Here is a 15503-nt window from a genome sequence, read left to right on the forward strand (position 1 = left end):
GGGCAATGCATTATTCGCGAGGGGCGGCGATGACGGACAGGAAACTCGGCAAGGGCGCGCTGGCGCTGATCTCAGCGCTGGCGGTGGCCGCGCCGGTCGCGATGGTGGCGACCCCCGCCTCGGCCCTTGTCTTCAGCAACGTGCGGATCGAAGGCAACCAGCGCATCGAGCCGGCCACGATCCTCTCCTACCTGGACCTGCCGCGCGGCCAGGACGTCTCGGCCGGGGCGCTGAACGACGCCATGCAGCGGCTGCAGAATTCCGGGCTGTTCGAGACGGTCGAACTGGTGCCCTCGGGCGGGACGCTGGTGGTCAGGGTGGCGGAATATCCCACCATCAACACCGTCGCCTTCGAAGGCAACAAGCGGCTCAAGGACGAGAACCTGGCCGAGATCGTCAAGTCGCAGTCGCGCCGGGTCTATTCGCCCGCCCAGGCCGAGGCCGATGCCGCCGCGATCAGCCAGGTCTATGCCTCGCAGGGGCGCCTGGCCGCCCGCGTCGATCCGCGCATCATCCGCCGCGGCAGCAACCAGGTCGACCTGGTCTTCGAGATCCGCGAAGGCGACGTGACCGAGATCGAGCGCATCGGCTTCGTCGGCAACCGCGCCTTTTCCGACCGCCGGCTGCGCAACGTGCTGCAAACCAAGCAGGCCGGCATCCTGCGCACCTTCATCCGCCGCGACACCTTCGCCCCCGAGCGGGTGCCGCTGGACGAAAAGCTGCTGACCGATTTCTACCGCTCGCGCGGCTATGCCGATTTCCGCGTGCAGGCGGTGGCGCCGGAACTGGCGCGGGAACGCGACGCCTTCTACATCACCTTCCAGATCCACGAAGGCCCGCGCTATACCTTCGGTACCATCAACACCGTCAGCGAGATCCCCGGCGTCGATGCGGCGGAATTCGCCGCCCAGAACCGGGTCAAGCGCGGCGCGGTCTACAACCCGACCGACATCGACACCACCATCCGCCGGATGGAGGCGCTGGCGCTGCGCAAGGGGCTGGACTTCGTCAATATCGAGCCGCGCGTCACCCGCAACGAGCGCAGCCAGACCCTGGACCTGACCTTTGCCCTGACCCGCGGCCCGCGCGTCTTCGTCGAGCGCATCGACATCGAAGGCAACACCACCACCCTGGACGAGGTGATCCGGCGCCAGTTCGCCACCGTCGAGGGCGACCCCTTCAACCCGCGCGAGATCCGCAACTCGGCCGAGCGCCTGCGCGCGCTGGGTTATTTCGCCGACGTGCAGGCCGAAAGCCGCCAGGGCTCGACGCCCGAGCAGGTGATCGTCGACGTGAACGTCGAGGAGCAGCCGACCGGCAGCCTGAACTTCGGCGTCAGCTATGGCGTCTCGACCGGCGTCGGCTTCAACATCTCGCTGTCGGAAAAGAACTTCCTGGGCCGCGGGCAACAGGTGGACCTGGCCTTTTCGACCGGCACGGATACGCAAAGCTCGGGCCTGACCTTCGTCGAGCCCTATTTCCTCGGCCGCGACCTGCGGGCGCGGGTGCAGGCCTGGTACAACACAACCGACCGGCTGAATTCCGACTACAACACCCGCACCGTGGGTTTCTTGACCGGAATCGAATTCCCGGTTTCCGAGAACGGCCGGCTGGAACTGCGCTACAAGCTCAGCAAGGATACGCTGTTCGACGTCGAAGAGCCTCATGAGGATTCCGAAGGCAACTTCGTCGGTTCGTCGCAGATCCTTTATGACGAGCAGGGTGGCTATTTCACCTCGGCGCTTGGCTATACCTACAGCTATGACAGCCGCATCGCCGGGCTGGACCCGGTGACCAGCTACCGGCTGCGCGCCGGCCAGGATTTCGCCGGCCTGGGCGGCGACGTGAAATCCGTCACCAGCACGCTTTACGCCGGCGTCGAAAGCCGCGCCTGGCGCGAGAACGTGACCATGCTGGCCGAGTTCGAGACCGGCGCCGTGCATATGCTGGACGACGAGGACAGCCGTTTCCTCAACCGCTTTACCGGCAACGGCAAGATCCGCGGCTTCGAGCCGAACGGCCTGGGTCCGCGTGACCTGGCGGCGCCGAACGAGGATGCGCTTGGCGGCAATTATTTCTGGGCGCTGCGCACCGAGCTGCAATTCCCTCTGGGCCTGCCCGAGGAATACGGCATCACCGGCGGGCTTTTCGCCGATGCCGGCTCGGTCTGGGGGCTGGACCGGACCAGCGGCACCAACGGGGTCGAGGTCGACGACGGCATGAAGGTTCGCGCCGCGGTGGGCGCCTCGATCTTCTGGACCACGCCGATCGGGCCGCTGCGCTTCAACTTCGCCAAGGCCCTCAAGAAAGAGGATTACGACGAAGAGCAGTCCTTCGACCTGACGATCTCGACCCGGTTCTGATGGCCGGGGGACGCGGCATCGCGGCGCTGGTCCTGGCCGCGCTGCTGGCGGTGCCTGAGCGCGCGCCCGCCCAGCCCGTGCCCGAGCAGCCTTCCGGGCAGGCCGGGACGCCCACGCCCGAGGCGGCGCCCATCGTGGTCGAGACGCCGCCCCCGAACGGCCAGGCGGTGCTGCCGGTCCTGACGCTGGACCAGGATGCGCTGTATCTGCATTCGCGCTGGGGCCAGCGCGTGCAGGCCGAGCTGGAGCGGCGCGGAAGCGAGATCGCGGCCGAGAACGAGCGGCTGGTCGAGCAGTTCGCCGCCGAGGAGCAGGAGCTGACGGCGCTGCGCCAGACCCTGCCGCCCGACGAGTTCCGCAAGCGGGCCGACGAGTTCGACAAGCGCGTGGTCGAGGTGCGCCGCGCCCGCGACGCCGCCCCCCGCGCCTTGCAGGCCGAGGCCGAGGAAGAGCGCCAGGCCTTCTTCCGCGCCGTGCTGCCGGTCCTGGCGGCGGTGATGCGCGAGCGGGGCGCGGTGGTGGTGCTGGACCAGCGCGCGATCTTCGTCGCCTCTCAATCCATCGACGTCACCGAGGTGCTGATCGAGCGCATCGACCGCGAGATCGGCGCGGGCCCGCTGGCCGACCCACCCAAGGCGGATGCGCCGGAGCAGAGGGGGAACGGCGCGCCGCAGGATGGCTCGGGACAGGACGGGCAGGACGCGCGAGCGCCGGGGGACGATGCGGTGCGGGATGATGCGGCCCCCGAATCCCCGGCGGCACCCGAACCCGACCCCCAGCCGGGGGACGGCGCGGGCCCGCTGGCCGACCCGCCCAAGGCGGATGCGCCGGTGCAGACGGGGAACGATGCGGCGCAGGATGGCTCGGGACAGGATCTGTCGGTGCCGGGAGACGATGCGGCGCGGGACGATGCGGCCTCCGAGCCCCCCGCGGCACCCGACCCCAGGCCCGGCGGGGCGGAGGAATAAACCCCCACCCGCCCGCGGCAGGTGTGGCTGCTATCCGACCCTGCGGTCCAGATCGCCGATCCGTTCCGTCAGCAGCGCGAAGAAGGCATCGGCCTCGACCTCGCGGATGAAGGTGGCGTTGGGCGTCCGGCCGCTGACCCGCCACCAGTCGGCGACGGTCATGCCCAGGGTGTATTCGCCCTGGGTCTCGATCTCGACATTGATATAGCGGCCGGTGAACAGTTCGGGCTTCAGCAGCCAGGCGATGGTGCAGGGGTCGTGCAGCGGCGCGCCCTGGCTGCCGTATTTCTCGCGGTCGTAGCGTTCGAAGAAATCGGTCCAGCTGGCGACGGCCTGGCCGACGCGGCCCATGGCGCGCATGCCCTCGACCCAGGCGCGGCTGGTCAGGGCGCGATGCGTCACGTCGAGCGGCATCACCGTCAGCGGTGCGCCGCTGGCAAAGACGATCTTGGCCGCCTCGGGATCGACATGGATGTTGAACTCGGCGGTCGGGGTGATGTTGCCCACCTCGAAATAGGCGCCGCCCATCAGCACGATTTCCTGCACCCGCGGGATGATGTCGGGCGCGCGCAGGAAGGCGGTGGCGATATTGGTCAGGGGGCCGATCGGCACCAGCGTCACGCTGCCCGGCTTTTCGCGGCGCAGGGTCTCGATCAGGAAATCGACGGCATGGCCGGGGGCGAGCGGCATGGTCGGCTCGGGCAGGGTGACGCCGTCGAGCCCGGTCTTGCCATGCACATGCTCGGCCGTGATCAGCTTGCGGTGCAGCGGCGCGTCGCAGCCGGCATGGACCGGCAGGTCGGGTCGGCCGGCCAGTTCGCAGACCATCCGGGCATTGCGCTGGGTATGGTGCAGCGGCACGTTGCCGGCGACCACGCCGAGGCCCAGCACCTCGATCTCGGGGCTGGCCAGGGCCAGCAGGATCGCCACGGCATCGTCCTGGCCGGGGTCGGTGTCGATGATGATCTTGCGCGCCATGGGCTGTCCTTCGCTGCGTCCCGGCCCGCAGGGAAGCCCGGCCGGGCGCGGGATGCAAGCCCCCTAGTCGCCGGCCGGTTGCAGGTGGGTGATGCCCGCCGCCGCCGCCCGCGCCAGCGCCGGGTCCAGCGACATGACCACGTATTCGCCGCGCCGCCAAAGCTCGGCCATGTCGTCGTAATGGCGCGAGAAGGGATGGCCCGATTGCCCGGTCGAGATGACGAAGACCGAGCTGTCGGGGTCGGCCAGGTCATAGACGCCGCGATAGGCGGCCCCGGTCACGTTCAGCCAGGGATTGCGGCCCCGGCCCAGGAAGCCGGCATGGGCGATCGTCGCCTCGCCGCCCGAGGTCGGCTGGATCAGGTTCACGATATAGGAGATGCCGCGCATGTCCCCCAGCGCCGGGTGGACATGGCGGGCGCGGTGCAGGTCGCCCCAGCGCCAGCTGGCAAGGTCGGGGCCAAAGCGCGCCACCAGGTCCAGCAGCGCCGCGTCCAGCGCCTGCCGGGCGATCTGGGTGCAGGTCTCGACAGGGGCGGACTGGCGGATGTCGCACCATTCCGAGGCGCCGCCGGCGTCGCGAAACACCCGGTCGATGAAAACGGGGAACAGCTCGGTCAGGTCCTGCGCCAGCGGGCCGAGGTCGTCGCGCACCAGCCGGTCCTGCAAGGCCCGCATCCAGGCGGCATAGATCAGCGGCTCGGGCAGATGCTCGCTCATCGCGCCGTCCCAATTGGCCAGCAGCGCCAGCGCATCCTGGCGCAGCCGCTCGGGCGTGCCCTGGGCCGCGGGTTCGCCGGTGAACCACAGCTCTGCTCCGACCAGCGGCAGCAGGCCGCGGGCCACCGGGCTGACGATGTCGGTCTGCGCGGCGATGAAGCTGTCGCGCGAATGCACCTCGCGCGATTCGATCAGGTGGCGCAGCCGGCCCAGCCGGTAGCCGTCGGCCCGGTCGTGGCCCAGCCCGGCCCAGCCCGGCTCGGCCGCGCCGGTCGCGGCGACGATGCCGCTTTCGGGGCTCAGCTCGGCCAGCTCGGACGGTGCGGGGTCGAGCCCCTGCCAGCGATTCTGCACGACCCAGCCCGGCGCGGGCATGCGTCCCGCCGTCTGGTGCCCGGCGGGGCGCTGCGGCAGGGCGCCGGCCAGCACCTGGCCCACGCCCCGCGCATCGGCCAGCGTCACCGTCAGGGCCGGGGCGACCATGCCGCGCAGCGCCTGGGTCGCCGCCTGGCGGTCCTGCGCCCGCATCAGGCCGATCAGCGCCGACATGCTGCGGTCCTCGCCATGGCCGCCGGTCCAGGACAGCGCCGCGACATGGCCGGCCGGCAGGATGCTGGCAAGGTCCAGATGCGCGGCGGGGATGACCGGGCCGTTCTCGGTCTCGCGCAGGGTGATGGTCTGCGGCTCGGCGCCGCGGATGCGCAGGGTCTCGCGCCGGGTCGCGAACTCGGTCCAGCCCTGTGCGCCGCGATAGCGGTTGGGATCGCCGGGCTGGACCTCCTCGATATACAGGTCCTGGTCGTCGATCCAGGCCGGGGTGATGCCCCAGGCCAGGCCGGTATTGCGACCCGACAGCACCGCGGGAATGCCGGGGATGGTGCCGCCGATCACCCCGCCCGAGCCAAGCTCGATCCGTGCCAGATACCACAGGCCCGGCGCGGTCAGGGCGAATTGCGGGTCATTGGCCAGCAGCGCCCCTCCCGCCGCCGTGCGGCCGGCCGCGGCGGCAAAGCCGTTGGCCGAGGCCCCCGCCGCCGGCGCCAGATAGCCGGCCAGCGTCGCCGTCCAGTCCCGCGGCCCGGCGCCGCGTTCCGGGGCGGCAAAGCGGGCGCCCGGAAAAAGCGCGGCATAGCCGGGCAGCGGCGGCTCGCCCGGCATGGCGACCAGATCCTGCCCGCGTTCGGGAGCGGCCAGAGACAGCCGCGCGCGCAGCACCTCGCGGCGCAGCTGCACGCTGGACGAGGCCGCCAGCAGCTTCAGGATCGCCAGCGAATCCGCCGGTTCCCAATAGGCGATGTCGTCGGGATAAAGGAAGAACTCCGGCGCCCCGCGCCCGCGCGCGCCCAGGTTGACCTGCTCGATCCAGGCGTTGATGCCCGCGGCATAGGCTTGCAGCGCGTCCAGCACCTCGGGGTCCTGGGCCTCGAGCGAGGCGCGGGCATTGCGGTAAAGCCCCAGCCGGCGCGCCAGGTCGTCGGCGGGCAGCGCGCCCATGCCATAGATCTCGGCCAGCCGGCCCTGGGCCGCACGGCGCAGCACGGTCATCTGGAACAGCCGGTCCTGGGCATGGGCAAGCCCGAGCGCGAAGAACACGTCGCGGTCGCTTTGACCGAAGATATGCGGCACGTCCTCGGTCGTGCGCACGATCTCGACCGGGGCCGAGATGCCCTGGACCGCATAGCTGCCGTCGTAGTCGGGCAAGGAGCGGATGGCGAAATACCAGGCCAGCGTCACCAGCGCCAGGGTCAGCAGGATCAGCCCGACCGTCAGGCGCACAAGCCAGCGGAAAAGTGTCACCATGAAAAGGCACGGTCCCGAGCTTGGGCACGAGAGGTTGACCCCCGCGCCGGGTGATGAAATTCATCGGGGTGAATAGGGCAGGGCGCGGGCCGGATCAACGCGCCTTTTCGACACGAAAGGGAGAATCTGATGGCGCGGGTGGCATTTCTGGGACTTGGGGTGATGGGCTTTCCGATGGCGGGCCACCTGGCCGCGGCCGGGCATGAGGTGACGGTCTGGAACCGCAGCCCCGCCAAGGCCGAGGCCTGGGCCGCGCGCCACAAGGGCCGCCTGGCCGCCACCGCACGCGAGGCGGCCGGGGGCGCCGACTTCGTCATGGCCTGCGTCGGCAATGACGACGACCTGCGCCAGGTCTGCCTGGGCGAGGCGGGCGCCTTTGCCGGCATGGGCCGGGGCGCGGTCTTCGTCGATCACACCACGGTCTCGGCCGCGGTCACGCGCGAGCTGTCCGCGGTCGCTGCCGAGGCCGGGCTGGGCTTCGTCGATGCGCCGGTCTCGGGCGGGCAGGCGGGGGCCGAGGGCGGCCAGCTTTCGGTGATGTGCGGCGGCGCGCAGGCCGATTACGACCGCGCCGAGCCGGTGATCGCCGCCTATGCCAAGATCTGCAAGCTCATGGGCCCCTCGGGCGCGGGGCAGCTGACCAAGATGTGCAACCAGATCGCCATTGCCGGGCTGGTGCAGGGCCTGTCGGAATCGCTGCATTTCGCCGAAAAGGCGGGGCTGTCGATCCCCGAGGTCGTCGAGGTGATCAGCCAGGGCGCCGCCGGCAGCTGGCAGATGGCGAACCGCCACCAGACCATGGCCGAGAACCGCTTCGACTTCGGCTTTGCGGTGGACTGGATGCGCAAGGATCTGGGCATCTGCCTGGCCACCGCCGACGAGACCGGGGCAAGCCTGCCGGTGACGGCGCTGGTCGACCAGTTCTACAAGGAGGTGCAGGCCATGGGCGGCGGGCGCTGGGACACCTCGTCGCTGATCGCGCGGCTGCGCCGGTGACGCCCGTGCTTGCCAAGGACGCCGGGATCGCGCTATCAGCCGGCACGGGGGCGGTTAGCTCAGTTGGTAGAGCGTCTCGTTTACACCGAGAATGTCGGGGGTTCGAGTCCCTCACCGCCCACCAGTCCCCCGGAGGCCGCGAATGACCGGCGCCCTGTCCAGCCTGCGCATCGTCGAGATCGCCGGGATCGGCCCCACGCCATTCGCCGCCATGTGGCTTGCCGACCACGGCGCGCAGGTGGTGCGCATCGCCCGGCCCGGCGCGCCGCAGATCTTTCCGCTCGACCGCGACGTGCTCGACCGCGGCCGCGATTGGCTGGAACTGGACCTGAAATTGCCCGAGGGCCGCGGGATCGCCCGCGACCTGATCCTGCGCGCCGATGCGCTGATCGAGGGCATGCGCCCCGGCGTGATGGAGCGGCTGGGCCTCGGCCCCGAGGATTTCGCGGAAAACCCGCGCCTGGTCTATGGCCGCATGACCGGCTGGGGCCAGACCGGCCCGCTGGCCCATTCCGCCGGCCACGACCTGACCTATCTGGCGATCACCGGCGCGCTTTCCGCCATCGGTCCCGCGGATCATCCGGTGCCGCCGCTGAACCTGGTCGGCGATTTCGCCGCCGGCTCGATGTATCTGGTCTCGGGCATGCTGGCGGCGATCCTTGCTGCGCGCGAGACCGGCCGGGGCCAGGTGGTCGATGCCGCGATCACCGACGGGGTGGCGCATCTGATGGCGATGATCTCGGGGCTGCGCGCCAACGGGCTGTGGCGGGACCAGCGGCAGGCCAATCTGCTGGACGGGGGCGCGCCCTATTACAGCTGCTATCCCTGCGCCTGCGGCGGCTTCCTGGCCATCGCCGCCATCGAGCCGCAGTTCTGGGCGGAACTGGTCCGGCGACTGGGCCTGTCCGAGGCCGACCTGCCCGACCGCGCCGACCCGGCGAACTGGGCCGCGCTGCGCGCGATCCTGGCCGCGCGCATCGCCACCCGCAGCCGCGACGACTGGGCGGCCGCGCTGGAGGGGACCGATGCCTGCGCGGCCCCGGTGCTGTCATTGGACGAGGCGCCGCGCCACCCGCACAACCGCGCCCGCGGCGCCTATAGCGGCACCGATCCGCGCCCGGCGCCGCTCATGTCGGCCGGTCTGGGCGCGCCGCGCGAGGGGCGGCGGCTTGCGGTGGAGGAGGCGCGCGATCTGTGGCGCTGAGCCGCCATTTCGGTTGACTTGCCCGGCCGAATCCGCGATATACCCGCGACCGGCCGGGCGCATGTCCGTTGCCGGCATCATATTTTGAACCTCACCCGAGACAATGGGTGCGCTGTCCGAAGGCGGGGCCTGGCCCCGGCAACACCTGCAAGGCAGGGGCCGAAGGATGCGGCAGAGCAAGGAAAGACGGAATGTTCGCAGTTCTCAAGACGGGCGGCAAGCAATACCGGGTTCAGGCCGGTGACGTGCTGCGCGTCGAAAAACTGAACGCCGAAGCCGGCGACAAGGTCCAATTCAACGACGTGCTGATGATCGGCGCGACCGTGGGCGCGCCGCTGGTTGCCGGCGCCGCCGTGCAGGCCGAGGTGATCGACACCATCAAGGCCGACAAGGTCATCACCTATGTCAAGCGCCGCCGCAAGCATTCGTCGCAGCGCACCCGCGGCCACCGCCAGCAGCTGACGCTGGTCCGCATCACCGAGCTGCTTGAAAAAGGCGGCGACAAGACCGATGTGAAAGCCGCCGTCGGCGCGCGCACCAAACTCGAGCCGGCCGCCAAGCCGGCAAAAGCCAAGAAGTCGGAAGCCGAAGTTTCGGCCGAAGACGCCAACTGAGGCAGAAGGAGACTGAGCCATGGCACATAAGAAAGCAGGCGGTTCGTCCCGCAACGGCCGCGACTCGGCCGGTCGTCGTCTCGGCGTGAAACTCTTCGGCGGCCAGCAGGCCGTCGCCGGCAACATCATCGTGCGTCAGCGCGGCACCACCTGGTGGCCGGGCCAGAACGTCGGCATGGGCCGCGACCACACCCTGTTCGCCCTAACCGACGGCCACGTGGCCTTCAAGAAGGGCCTCAAGGGCCGCACCTATATTTCCGTGCTTCCGCCAATCTCGAGGCCGCCGAGTAAGCCGATTTCAACACTCGGGTGCTAAATAGGGGGATCGGCAGGGCCGGTCCCCTTCGCGTTTTCAGGGGCCGCACCCATATGATTGCGAGTAATTGGGGGAGAATAGTGACATGAACGAATTGATTTCCTCGGATGCGCGGCAGATCGAGATCGTGACCGAGCGCTTCGTCCTGCGCCCGCTGCGGGCATCGGATGCCGGGCTCATCGCGCATTACACCGCCGATCGGCGCGTGGCCGAGGGAACCCGTTCGATCCCGCATCCCTTGCCGCCCGGCGCCTCCGAAGCCTATGTCCGCCGGGCCATGGCGGCTGACCGGGACGAGGACGTCTGGGCCATCGACGGCTCGGCCAACAAGCTGGCCGAGGTGCTGGGCGTGGTCTCGCTGACGCGGATCGACAAGGAACAGTCCGAACTCGGCTTCTGGATCGGGGCCGGGTTCTGGAACACCGGCTTCGCGACCGAGGCGGTCTCGGCCCTGGTCGAGGCCAATCCGCACGGCTCGCGCACGCTGTTTGCCGAGGCGTTCCAGGACAATCCCGGCTCGGCGCGGGTGCTGACCAATTGCGGCTTCGAATATCTCGGCGATGCGGAAAGCTGGTCCGTGGCGCGCGCCGCCCGCGTGCCGACCTGGACCTATCTGCGCAAGATGGCCTGACCGGCCGCACCCGCCGGCATTCCGCGAAAAGGCCCGCATGCGTCATGCGGGCCTTTTTCCTGCCACGGCGGCCGCCCTGCCTGCATTCGGCTCATGGCCTGCGCCTCGTCCCCGCTACTCCGGCCTGGCGATCAGATGGCGGATGAGGCGATGCGGCAATGTCGCGCCATGGGTATTTGAGGAACGAAGAAGACGAGGGCGGCGCCAGGTTCTTCTCCGTTCCTCAAATACCCATGGCGCAACCGTGCCGGTCGCGGTTTGCCTGCAGCCTTTCGCGCTGCCGAACCGGGCCTGGGCCCGGCGTCAGCGGCGCAGCGTGATGGCGTTGCCGGCGCCGGCGATCACCACCTCGCGCAGGTCCGCCAAGGCGGCGTTGGGAAGCGTCAGCGCCACCGTCACCGTATCGCTGGCAGGCTGCGGCGGGTTGGCGGCGGCGAAGGTGTCGGGCAGGGGCGGCTTGCCCACCAGCCGCAGGCGCAGCACGCCGTCCTGATCGGGGCGGATGCGTCCCCTGGGCATCGGCACCTCGGTGACCAGCGCCACATCCCACCAGCCCTTGCTGGCGGCAAGCCCGGTCACGACCAGCATCCGCCCTTCGTAGAGCGGCTCCCATTTCGCGCTGGTGATCTGCGCCAGCGGCAGGCGGCCGTCCTCGATCGCGGTCGGATAGCCGCCTTCGGGCTCCAGCGTCTGCTGGCGGGGTGCGCCGCTGCCGCCGCCGAACCAGCGGAACGGGTTCAGGCTGCTGTCCCCCATGCGGCCGCAACCGCCCAGCACCAGCATCGCACAGGCAAGAATGCCCAAGGTTCCCGACCGCATGAAGGCTGCCCCCGTTTTCCCAAGTCTTTGGCGCAGTGATAGGCCAAGTCGGGCGGGCGCGAAAGCCTCTTTGACCTTGCCGCCCCGTCGCGCTATGCCAGTGCCGCCCGATGCGAGAGGATGCCCCGATGGCCACGCCCGCCTTTGAAGAAATCGCCGAGACCTTCGATTTCCTGGAGGATTGGGAGGAGCGCTACCGCCATGTCATCGAACTGGGCAAGGCGATGGCGCCGATGGATGCCTCGTTGCAGGTGCCCGCCACCAAGGTCGAGGGTTGCGCCAGCCAGGTCTGGATCATGCCCCGGATCGAGGCTGGCCGCTTCGACTTCCAGGGCGACAGCGATGCGCTGATCGTGCGCGGGCTGATCGCCATCCTGCATGCGCTTTATTCCGGCGTGCCGGTCGGCGAGGTGGCGGCGATCGACGCCAGCGCCGAGCTTGGACGGCTGGGGCTGGAGGAGCATCTTTCGGCGCAGCGCTCGAACGGGCTGCGCGCCATGGTCGAGCGCATCCGCCTGCTGGCTGCGGCGGCCTGAACTCAGCCGCCGCGGCGGTGCGAGATCCAGCCGCCGCCCAGCACGCGCGTCCCTTCGGTCGCGTAAAAGACGCAGGCCTGGCCGGGGCTGACGCCTTCTTCCGGGGCCAGCAGTTCGATCTCGGCGCGCCGCTCGCCGGTCGCGCGCAGGATGGCCGGCCGCGGCGGCCGGGTCGAGCGGATGCGGGCGGTGATCGGGATCTCGCCGGCGAAGGGCTCGTCGCCCAGCCAGTTCACCTCGGTCACCGGCACGATCCGGGTCGCCAGCGCCTGCTTGGGGCCGACGACGACGCGCCGCGTCTCGGGCTCCAGCCGCACCACGTAAAGCGGATCGCCCAGGCCGCCGATGCCCAGGCCGCGGCGCTGGCCGATGGTGTAATGGATCACGCCGCGATGCGTGCCCAGGATGTTGCCGTCCATGTCCACGATCTCGCCCGGATCGGCGGCGCCGGGGCGCAGCTTTTCGATCACGCCGGCATAGTCGCCATCGGGCACGAAGCAGATGTCCTGGCTGTCGGGCTTGTCGGCGACCGAAAGCCCGTATTGCGCCGCCAGCGCCCGCGTCTCGGCCTTGCTGGCCAGCCCCCCCAGCGGGAAGCGCAGGAAATCCAGCTGCTCCTGCGTGGTCGAGAACAGGAAATAGCTCTGGTCGCGGGCCGGGTCGGCCGCCATGTGCAGCTCGGCCCCGCGCGGGCCGTCGAAGCGGCGGATGTAATGCCCGGTCGCCATGCAATCGGCATCAAGCTCGCGCGCGGTCTCCAGCAGGTCGCGGAACTTCACCCGCTCGTTGCAGCGGATGCAGGGCACCGGCGTCGCACCGGCCAGGTAGGCATCGGCGAATTCCTCGATCACCGATTCGCGGAACCTGTTCTCGTAATCCAGCACGTAATGCGGAAAACCGATGCGCTCGGCCACGCGGCGGGCGTCGTGGATGTCCTGCCCGGCGCAGCAGGCGCCCTTTTTCGCCAGCGCCGCACCGTGGTCGTAAAGCTGCAGGGTCACGCCGATCACGTCATAGCCCTGCGCGGCCAGCATCGCGGCCACGACCGAGCTGTCCACGCCGCCCGACATGGCCACGACCACGCGCGTCTGCGCCGGCGGCTTGGCAAAGCCCAGCGAATTCACGGTCGAATCTGGCGCGTCATGGCGCAGAGAGGGGCTTGGCGCTGTCATGGATCGTCCTTTGCGCGGGCGCGCTGCTCTGGCCCGCAGTTCATGACATTTATAGGTAAAAACCGGCAATTCTCAAGGGCCGGGCCTGGAAAAACCCTGCGCCACTTCACCGGGGCTTAAGAAGTTTGCGACACAAGGAGGCAGAGAGAACAGGGACTTGCCGATGTTTTTGAAGAAAACTCCCGGTCTGCGCACCGTGATCCTGCCCGATGGCAGCATCCTGACCCAGGCCGATCTGCCCCAGCCGCAGACCCGCTGGGTGGCCAGCCGCAAGGCGGCGGTGGTCGATGCGGTGCATTACGGCCTCTTGTCGCGGGACGAGGCGATTCGCCGCTATGGCCTGACCGAGGAAGAGTTCGACGCCTGGGCCAGCGCCTTTCGCCAGCATGGCCGCAATGCGCTGAAAATCACGCATCTGCAGAAATTTCGGCAACCGTAAGTTGAGACAAATTTGATAAATAAGCCGGTAACGTGATATTAACCTTTTGCTGAGAGGTTTTGCCAGTAGCCTGGTTAGCAAGGGGAAATGACATGCGAATCCTTCTGGTCGAGGATGATCCGACCACGGCGCGCAGCATCGAGCTGATGCTGACGAACGCGAGTTATAATGTTTATCGCACCGACATGGGCGAGGAGGGCATCGACCTTGCCAAGCTCTATGACTACGACCTGATCCTGCTGGACCTGGACCTGCCGGACATGCACGGCATGGAAGTCCTGCGCCAGATCCGCATGTCCCGCATCGACACGCCGATCCTGATCCTGACCGGCTCGGACGACACCGAAAGCAAGCTGCGCGGCTTTGGCTTCGGTGCCGACGACTACATGACCAAGCCCTTCAACCGCGAGGAGCTGGTCGCCCGCATCCAGGCGATCATCCGCCGTTCCAAGGGCCATAGCCAGTCGGTGATCCGCACCGGCGAGATGGTGGTGAACCTGGACGCGCGCTCGGTCGAGGTGGGCGGGCGCGCGGTCAACCTGACCGGCAAGGAATACCAGATCCTGGAGCTTCTGAGCCTGCGCAAGGGCACGACGCTGACCAAGGAGATGTTCCTGAACCACTTTTATTTTACCGTAACGTGTTGATTTTTCATAGTCCGAATATGCCGTTTCAGACTGCATTTCCCGATTCGCGCTTCGTTCGCCGTGCGTTCTGGGCCTCTCTGGCCTTCGCGCGCATGTCGGCTTTCCGGCTGTAGTGGCGCGCCATTTGCTCGCTCGAATGGCCCGTGATTGCCATCACATGCTCGATGCTCATGCCCGGCAGGCTGGCAATTTCGGCGGCGGCGGAATGGCGCAGAGCATGTATGTCCCAAGCCATGGCGTCGATCTTGACCCGCACCTCCGTCACCAGCTTGTGGGCGAACGAGTAGCTGCACGGCCGGCCGTTTGGCTGCGCTATGATTGTCTCGCCCTGTCGTGGCGTCTGTTCGAGGATAGCGGCCAGCCCATCGGTGAAGGGCACGAAGATGCCCGCCCCGGTCTTTTGCTGCCGAACCCAGATCCCGCCGTCCTCAATATCATCCCAGCGCATTTTCAGCACATCCCCGATTCGCTGGCCGGTCCCCAGCAGCATCTCGAAGATGAGCAAGGGCAGCGGGGCGGCTGCCTCTCTGAACGCCTTTATCTTCGCCTCCGGCCACGGCTCGCGCGGTGGGCGCAGGCCCTTGAGCTTTTCGACCCCCTCGGCCGGGTTGCGGTCCAGCCAGCCGATTCGGACGCCATGCGCCAGCAGCGTGGATAGGGTGCCGATCTTTCGGTTGGCATCGGTCGGCGTGTCTCGCAGCGCGTCCCGCATCTCGTAGATATGGGCGGTGCGCAGCGTAGCCGGATCGACGTGACCCGCAACCTCTTCCAGGTAGCCGAAATGCCGACGATAGGACTTCTTGGTGTTTTGAGCGAGAGCGGGCCAGCGTTCGGATTCCATGTATTTCTGGATCAGGCCCTTGATCGTGCGCCTCGGAGCAGGCGGCCGGCCGCGCATCAGCAGGGCATATTCCGCGGCAAACTCTGCCGTTCCAGGGGCAGTATACATCCGCTGGGTATTGCCCCAACGGCAGAAGTAGAGATAGCCACGCTTCCCCTTTGCATAGACATATGCCGGCAAAGAGCGCTTCACTTCTTGCGGCTCCAATTGATCAGGTCGGCGGGCAGAGCATCCTTCGGCGTCTCGAATATCAGTTCGATCTTGTCGCCCTCGGCCTTGGCGCCGGCCACGATATAGCCGGCTTCCTTGCTGGCGATCAGCATGCGCTTGAGCGTGGTTTCCGGCCTCCCCATCTACGCCTCCCTCTGTGCGGGGCTGACCGGCTCACGCCATAGCCGCTCGTCTGCCTCGGCCTCTGACCACGGTTTCAGCCCGGCTGCCTCAAGCGCGGCTCGGTTT

At 68.5% G+C, this 15503-nt stretch carries 15 protein-coding genes, 1 tRNA gene and 1 pseudogene; 11 read left to right on the forward strand and 6 right to left on the reverse strand.

Annotated features, from left to right (window positions below; genetic code table 11):
* Positions 1–29: 29 nt before the first annotated feature.
* Entirely contained in the window at positions 30–2363 is a 2334-nt protein-coding gene (gene bamA / locus KF941_RS22760; protein ID WP_114535477.1) for an outer membrane protein assembly factor BamA, read from the forward strand.
* Complete coding sequence (locus tag KF941_RS28165) at positions 2363–3331, forward strand: OmpH family outer membrane protein (protein ID WP_240540430.1); 969 nt, start codon at positions 2363–2365, stop codon at positions 3329–3331. Before bamA ends, KF941_RS28165 begins: the two co-directional genes overlap by 1 nt.
* Before the next feature lie 30 nt (positions 3332–3361).
* On the opposite strand, the gene KF941_RS22770 is transcribed toward KF941_RS28165, so the two are convergent.
* Together KF941_RS22770 and KF941_RS22775 are read right to left on the reverse strand one after the other, a co-directional pair.
* Entirely contained in the window at positions 3362–4309 is a 948-nt protein-coding gene (locus KF941_RS22770) for a nucleoside hydrolase (protein WP_036754696.1), read from the reverse strand.
* Positions 4310–4372: 63 nt separating this feature from the next.
* Positions 4373–6829 (reverse strand): penicillin acylase family protein, encoded by a 2457-nt coding sequence (locus KF941_RS22775; RefSeq protein ID WP_116220782.1) that lies wholly within the window; start codon positions 6827–6829, stop codon positions 4373–4375.
* A gap of 129 nt (positions 6830–6958) precedes the next feature.
* Between KF941_RS22775 and KF941_RS22780 the strand changes: the two genes are divergently transcribed.
* From KF941_RS22780 to KF941_RS22805, 6 genes are all read left to right on the forward strand, one after another.
* On the forward strand, positions 6959–7825 hold the full coding sequence (locus tag KF941_RS22780; RefSeq protein WP_214273708.1) for an NAD(P)-dependent oxidoreductase: 867 nt from the start codon (positions 6959–6961) through the stop codon (positions 7823–7825).
* Between the two features lie 48 nt (positions 7826–7873).
* Positions 7874–7949 (forward strand) — tRNA-Val (locus KF941_RS22785).
* A gap of 18 nt (positions 7950–7967) precedes the next feature.
* Positions 7968–9029, forward strand: a complete 1062-nt coding sequence (locus tag KF941_RS22790) for a CaiB/BaiF CoA-transferase family protein (protein ID WP_214273709.1) — start codon at positions 7968–7970, stop codon at positions 9027–9029.
* A gap of 191 nt (positions 9030–9220) precedes the next feature.
* A complete protein-coding gene (gene rplU, locus KF941_RS22795) occupies positions 9221–9643 on the forward strand; it encodes a 50S ribosomal protein L21 (protein ID WP_036754682.1) in 423 nt (140 codons plus the stop codon).
* 19 nt (positions 9644–9662) lie between these two features.
* The gene (gene rpmA / locus KF941_RS22800) at positions 9663–9959 is read left to right on the forward strand and encodes a 50S ribosomal protein L27 (RefSeq protein ID WP_214274586.1); all 297 of its coding nucleotides are present in this window, start codon (positions 9663–9665) and stop codon (positions 9957–9959) included.
* 85 nt (positions 9960–10044) lie between these two features.
* Positions 10045–10590, forward strand: coding sequence for a GNAT family N-acetyltransferase (locus tag KF941_RS22805; protein WP_036754676.1), 546 nt, complete (start codon positions 10045–10047; stop codon positions 10588–10590).
* Between the two features lie 303 nt (positions 10591–10893).
* Here KF941_RS22805 and KF941_RS22810 read toward each other — a convergent pair whose 3' ends face one another.
* Positions 10894–11409 (reverse strand): hypothetical protein, encoded by a 516-nt coding sequence (locus KF941_RS22810; protein WP_072463548.1) that lies wholly within the window; start codon positions 11407–11409, stop codon positions 10894–10896.
* Between the two features lie 128 nt (positions 11410–11537).
* Between KF941_RS22810 and KF941_RS22815 the strand changes: the two genes are divergently transcribed.
* A complete protein-coding gene (locus KF941_RS22815) occupies positions 11538–11945 on the forward strand; it encodes a SufE family protein (RefSeq protein WP_036754663.1) in 408 nt (135 codons plus the stop codon).
* Between the two features lie 2 nt (positions 11946–11947).
* Here KF941_RS22815 and mnmA read toward each other — a convergent pair whose 3' ends face one another.
* On the reverse strand, positions 11948–13117 hold the full coding sequence (mnmA, locus tag KF941_RS22820) for a tRNA 2-thiouridine(34) synthase MnmA (RefSeq protein WP_036754660.1): 1170 nt from the start codon (positions 13115–13117) through the stop codon (positions 11948–11950).
* Between the two features lie 163 nt (positions 13118–13280).
* Between mnmA and KF941_RS22825 the strand changes: the two genes are divergently transcribed.
* Both KF941_RS22825 and KF941_RS22830 read left to right on the forward strand, forming a co-directional pair.
* Positions 13281–13556, forward strand: a complete 276-nt coding sequence (locus KF941_RS22825; protein WP_036754658.1) for a DUF1153 domain-containing protein — start codon at positions 13281–13283, stop codon at positions 13554–13556.
* A 92-nt stretch (positions 13557–13648) separates the two neighbouring features.
* Positions 13649–14179 (forward strand): annotated as a pseudogene (locus tag KF941_RS22830) (response regulator); the annotation flags it as partial.
* Positions 14180–14228: 49 nt separating this feature from the next.
* On the opposite strand, the gene KF941_RS22835 reads toward KF941_RS22830, so the two are convergent.
* A complete protein-coding gene (locus KF941_RS22835) occupies positions 14229–15236 on the reverse strand; it encodes a tyrosine-type recombinase/integrase (protein WP_214273711.1) in 1008 nt (335 codons plus the stop codon).
* Positions 15233–15397 carry a hypothetical protein gene (locus KF941_RS22840; RefSeq protein ID WP_155987319.1) on the reverse strand — a complete coding sequence of 55 codons (165 nt, stop codon included), beginning with the start codon at positions 15395–15397 and terminating at the stop codon, positions 15233–15235. Before KF941_RS22840 ends, KF941_RS22835 begins: the two co-directional genes overlap by 4 nt.
* Positions 15398–15503: the final 106 nt, after the last annotated feature.

It is taken from the genome of Paracoccus sp. pheM1, from assembly GCF_018499825.1.
Lineage (GTDB): Bacteria > Pseudomonadota > Alphaproteobacteria > Rhodobacterales > Rhodobacteraceae > Paracoccus > Paracoccus versutus.

What these genes read in the sequence shown, in the direction of transcription:
- KF941_RS22790 (WP_214273709.1), top strand. Translation starts at nt 7,968, where the DNA reads ATGACCGGCGCCCTGTCCAGCCTGCGCATCGTCGAGATCGCCGGGATC.
- rplU (WP_036754682.1), top strand. Translation starts at nt 9,221, where the DNA reads ATGTTCGCAGTTCTCAAGACGGGCGGCAAGCAATACCGGGTTCAGGCC.
- KF941_RS22775 (WP_116220782.1), bottom strand. Translation starts at nt 6,829, where the DNA reads ATGGTGACACTTTTCCGCTGGCTTGTGCGCCTGACGGTCGGGCTGATC.
- KF941_RS22805 (WP_036754676.1), top strand. Translation starts at nt 10,045, where the DNA reads ATGAACGAATTGATTTCCTCGGATGCGCGGCAGATCGAGATCGTGACC.
- KF941_RS22825 (WP_036754658.1), top strand. Translation starts at nt 13,281, where the DNA reads ATGTTTTTGAAGAAAACTCCCGGTCTGCGCACCGTGATCCTGCCCGAT.
- KF941_RS22810 (WP_072463548.1), bottom strand. Translation starts at nt 11,409, where the DNA reads ATGCGGTCGGGAACCTTGGGCATTCTTGCCTGTGCGATGCTGGTGCTG.
- KF941_RS22780 (WP_214273708.1), top strand. Translation starts at nt 6,959, where the DNA reads ATGGCGCGGGTGGCATTTCTGGGACTTGGGGTGATGGGCTTTCCGATG.
- KF941_RS28165 (WP_240540430.1), top strand. Translation starts at nt 2,363, where the DNA reads ATGGCCGGGGGACGCGGCATCGCGGCGCTGGTCCTGGCCGCGCTGCTG.
- KF941_RS22815 (WP_036754663.1), top strand. Translation starts at nt 11,538, where the DNA reads ATGGCCACGCCCGCCTTTGAAGAAATCGCCGAGACCTTCGATTTCCTG.
- mnmA (WP_036754660.1), bottom strand. Translation starts at nt 13,117, where the DNA reads ATGACAGCGCCAAGCCCCTCTCTGCGCCATGACGCGCCAGATTCGACC.
- bamA (WP_114535477.1), top strand. Translation starts at nt 30, where the DNA reads ATGACGGACAGGAAACTCGGCAAGGGCGCGCTGGCGCTGATCTCAGCG.
- KF941_RS22770 (WP_036754696.1), bottom strand. Translation starts at nt 4,309, where the DNA reads ATGGCGCGCAAGATCATCATCGACACCGACCCCGGCCAGGACGATGCC.
- KF941_RS22840 (WP_155987319.1), bottom strand. Translation starts at nt 15,397, where the DNA reads ATGGGGAGGCCGGAAACCACGCTCAAGCGCATGCTGATCGCCAGCAAG.
- rpmA (WP_214274586.1), top strand. Translation starts at nt 9,663, where the DNA reads ATGGCACATAAGAAAGCAGGCGGTTCGTCCCGCAACGGCCGCGACTCG.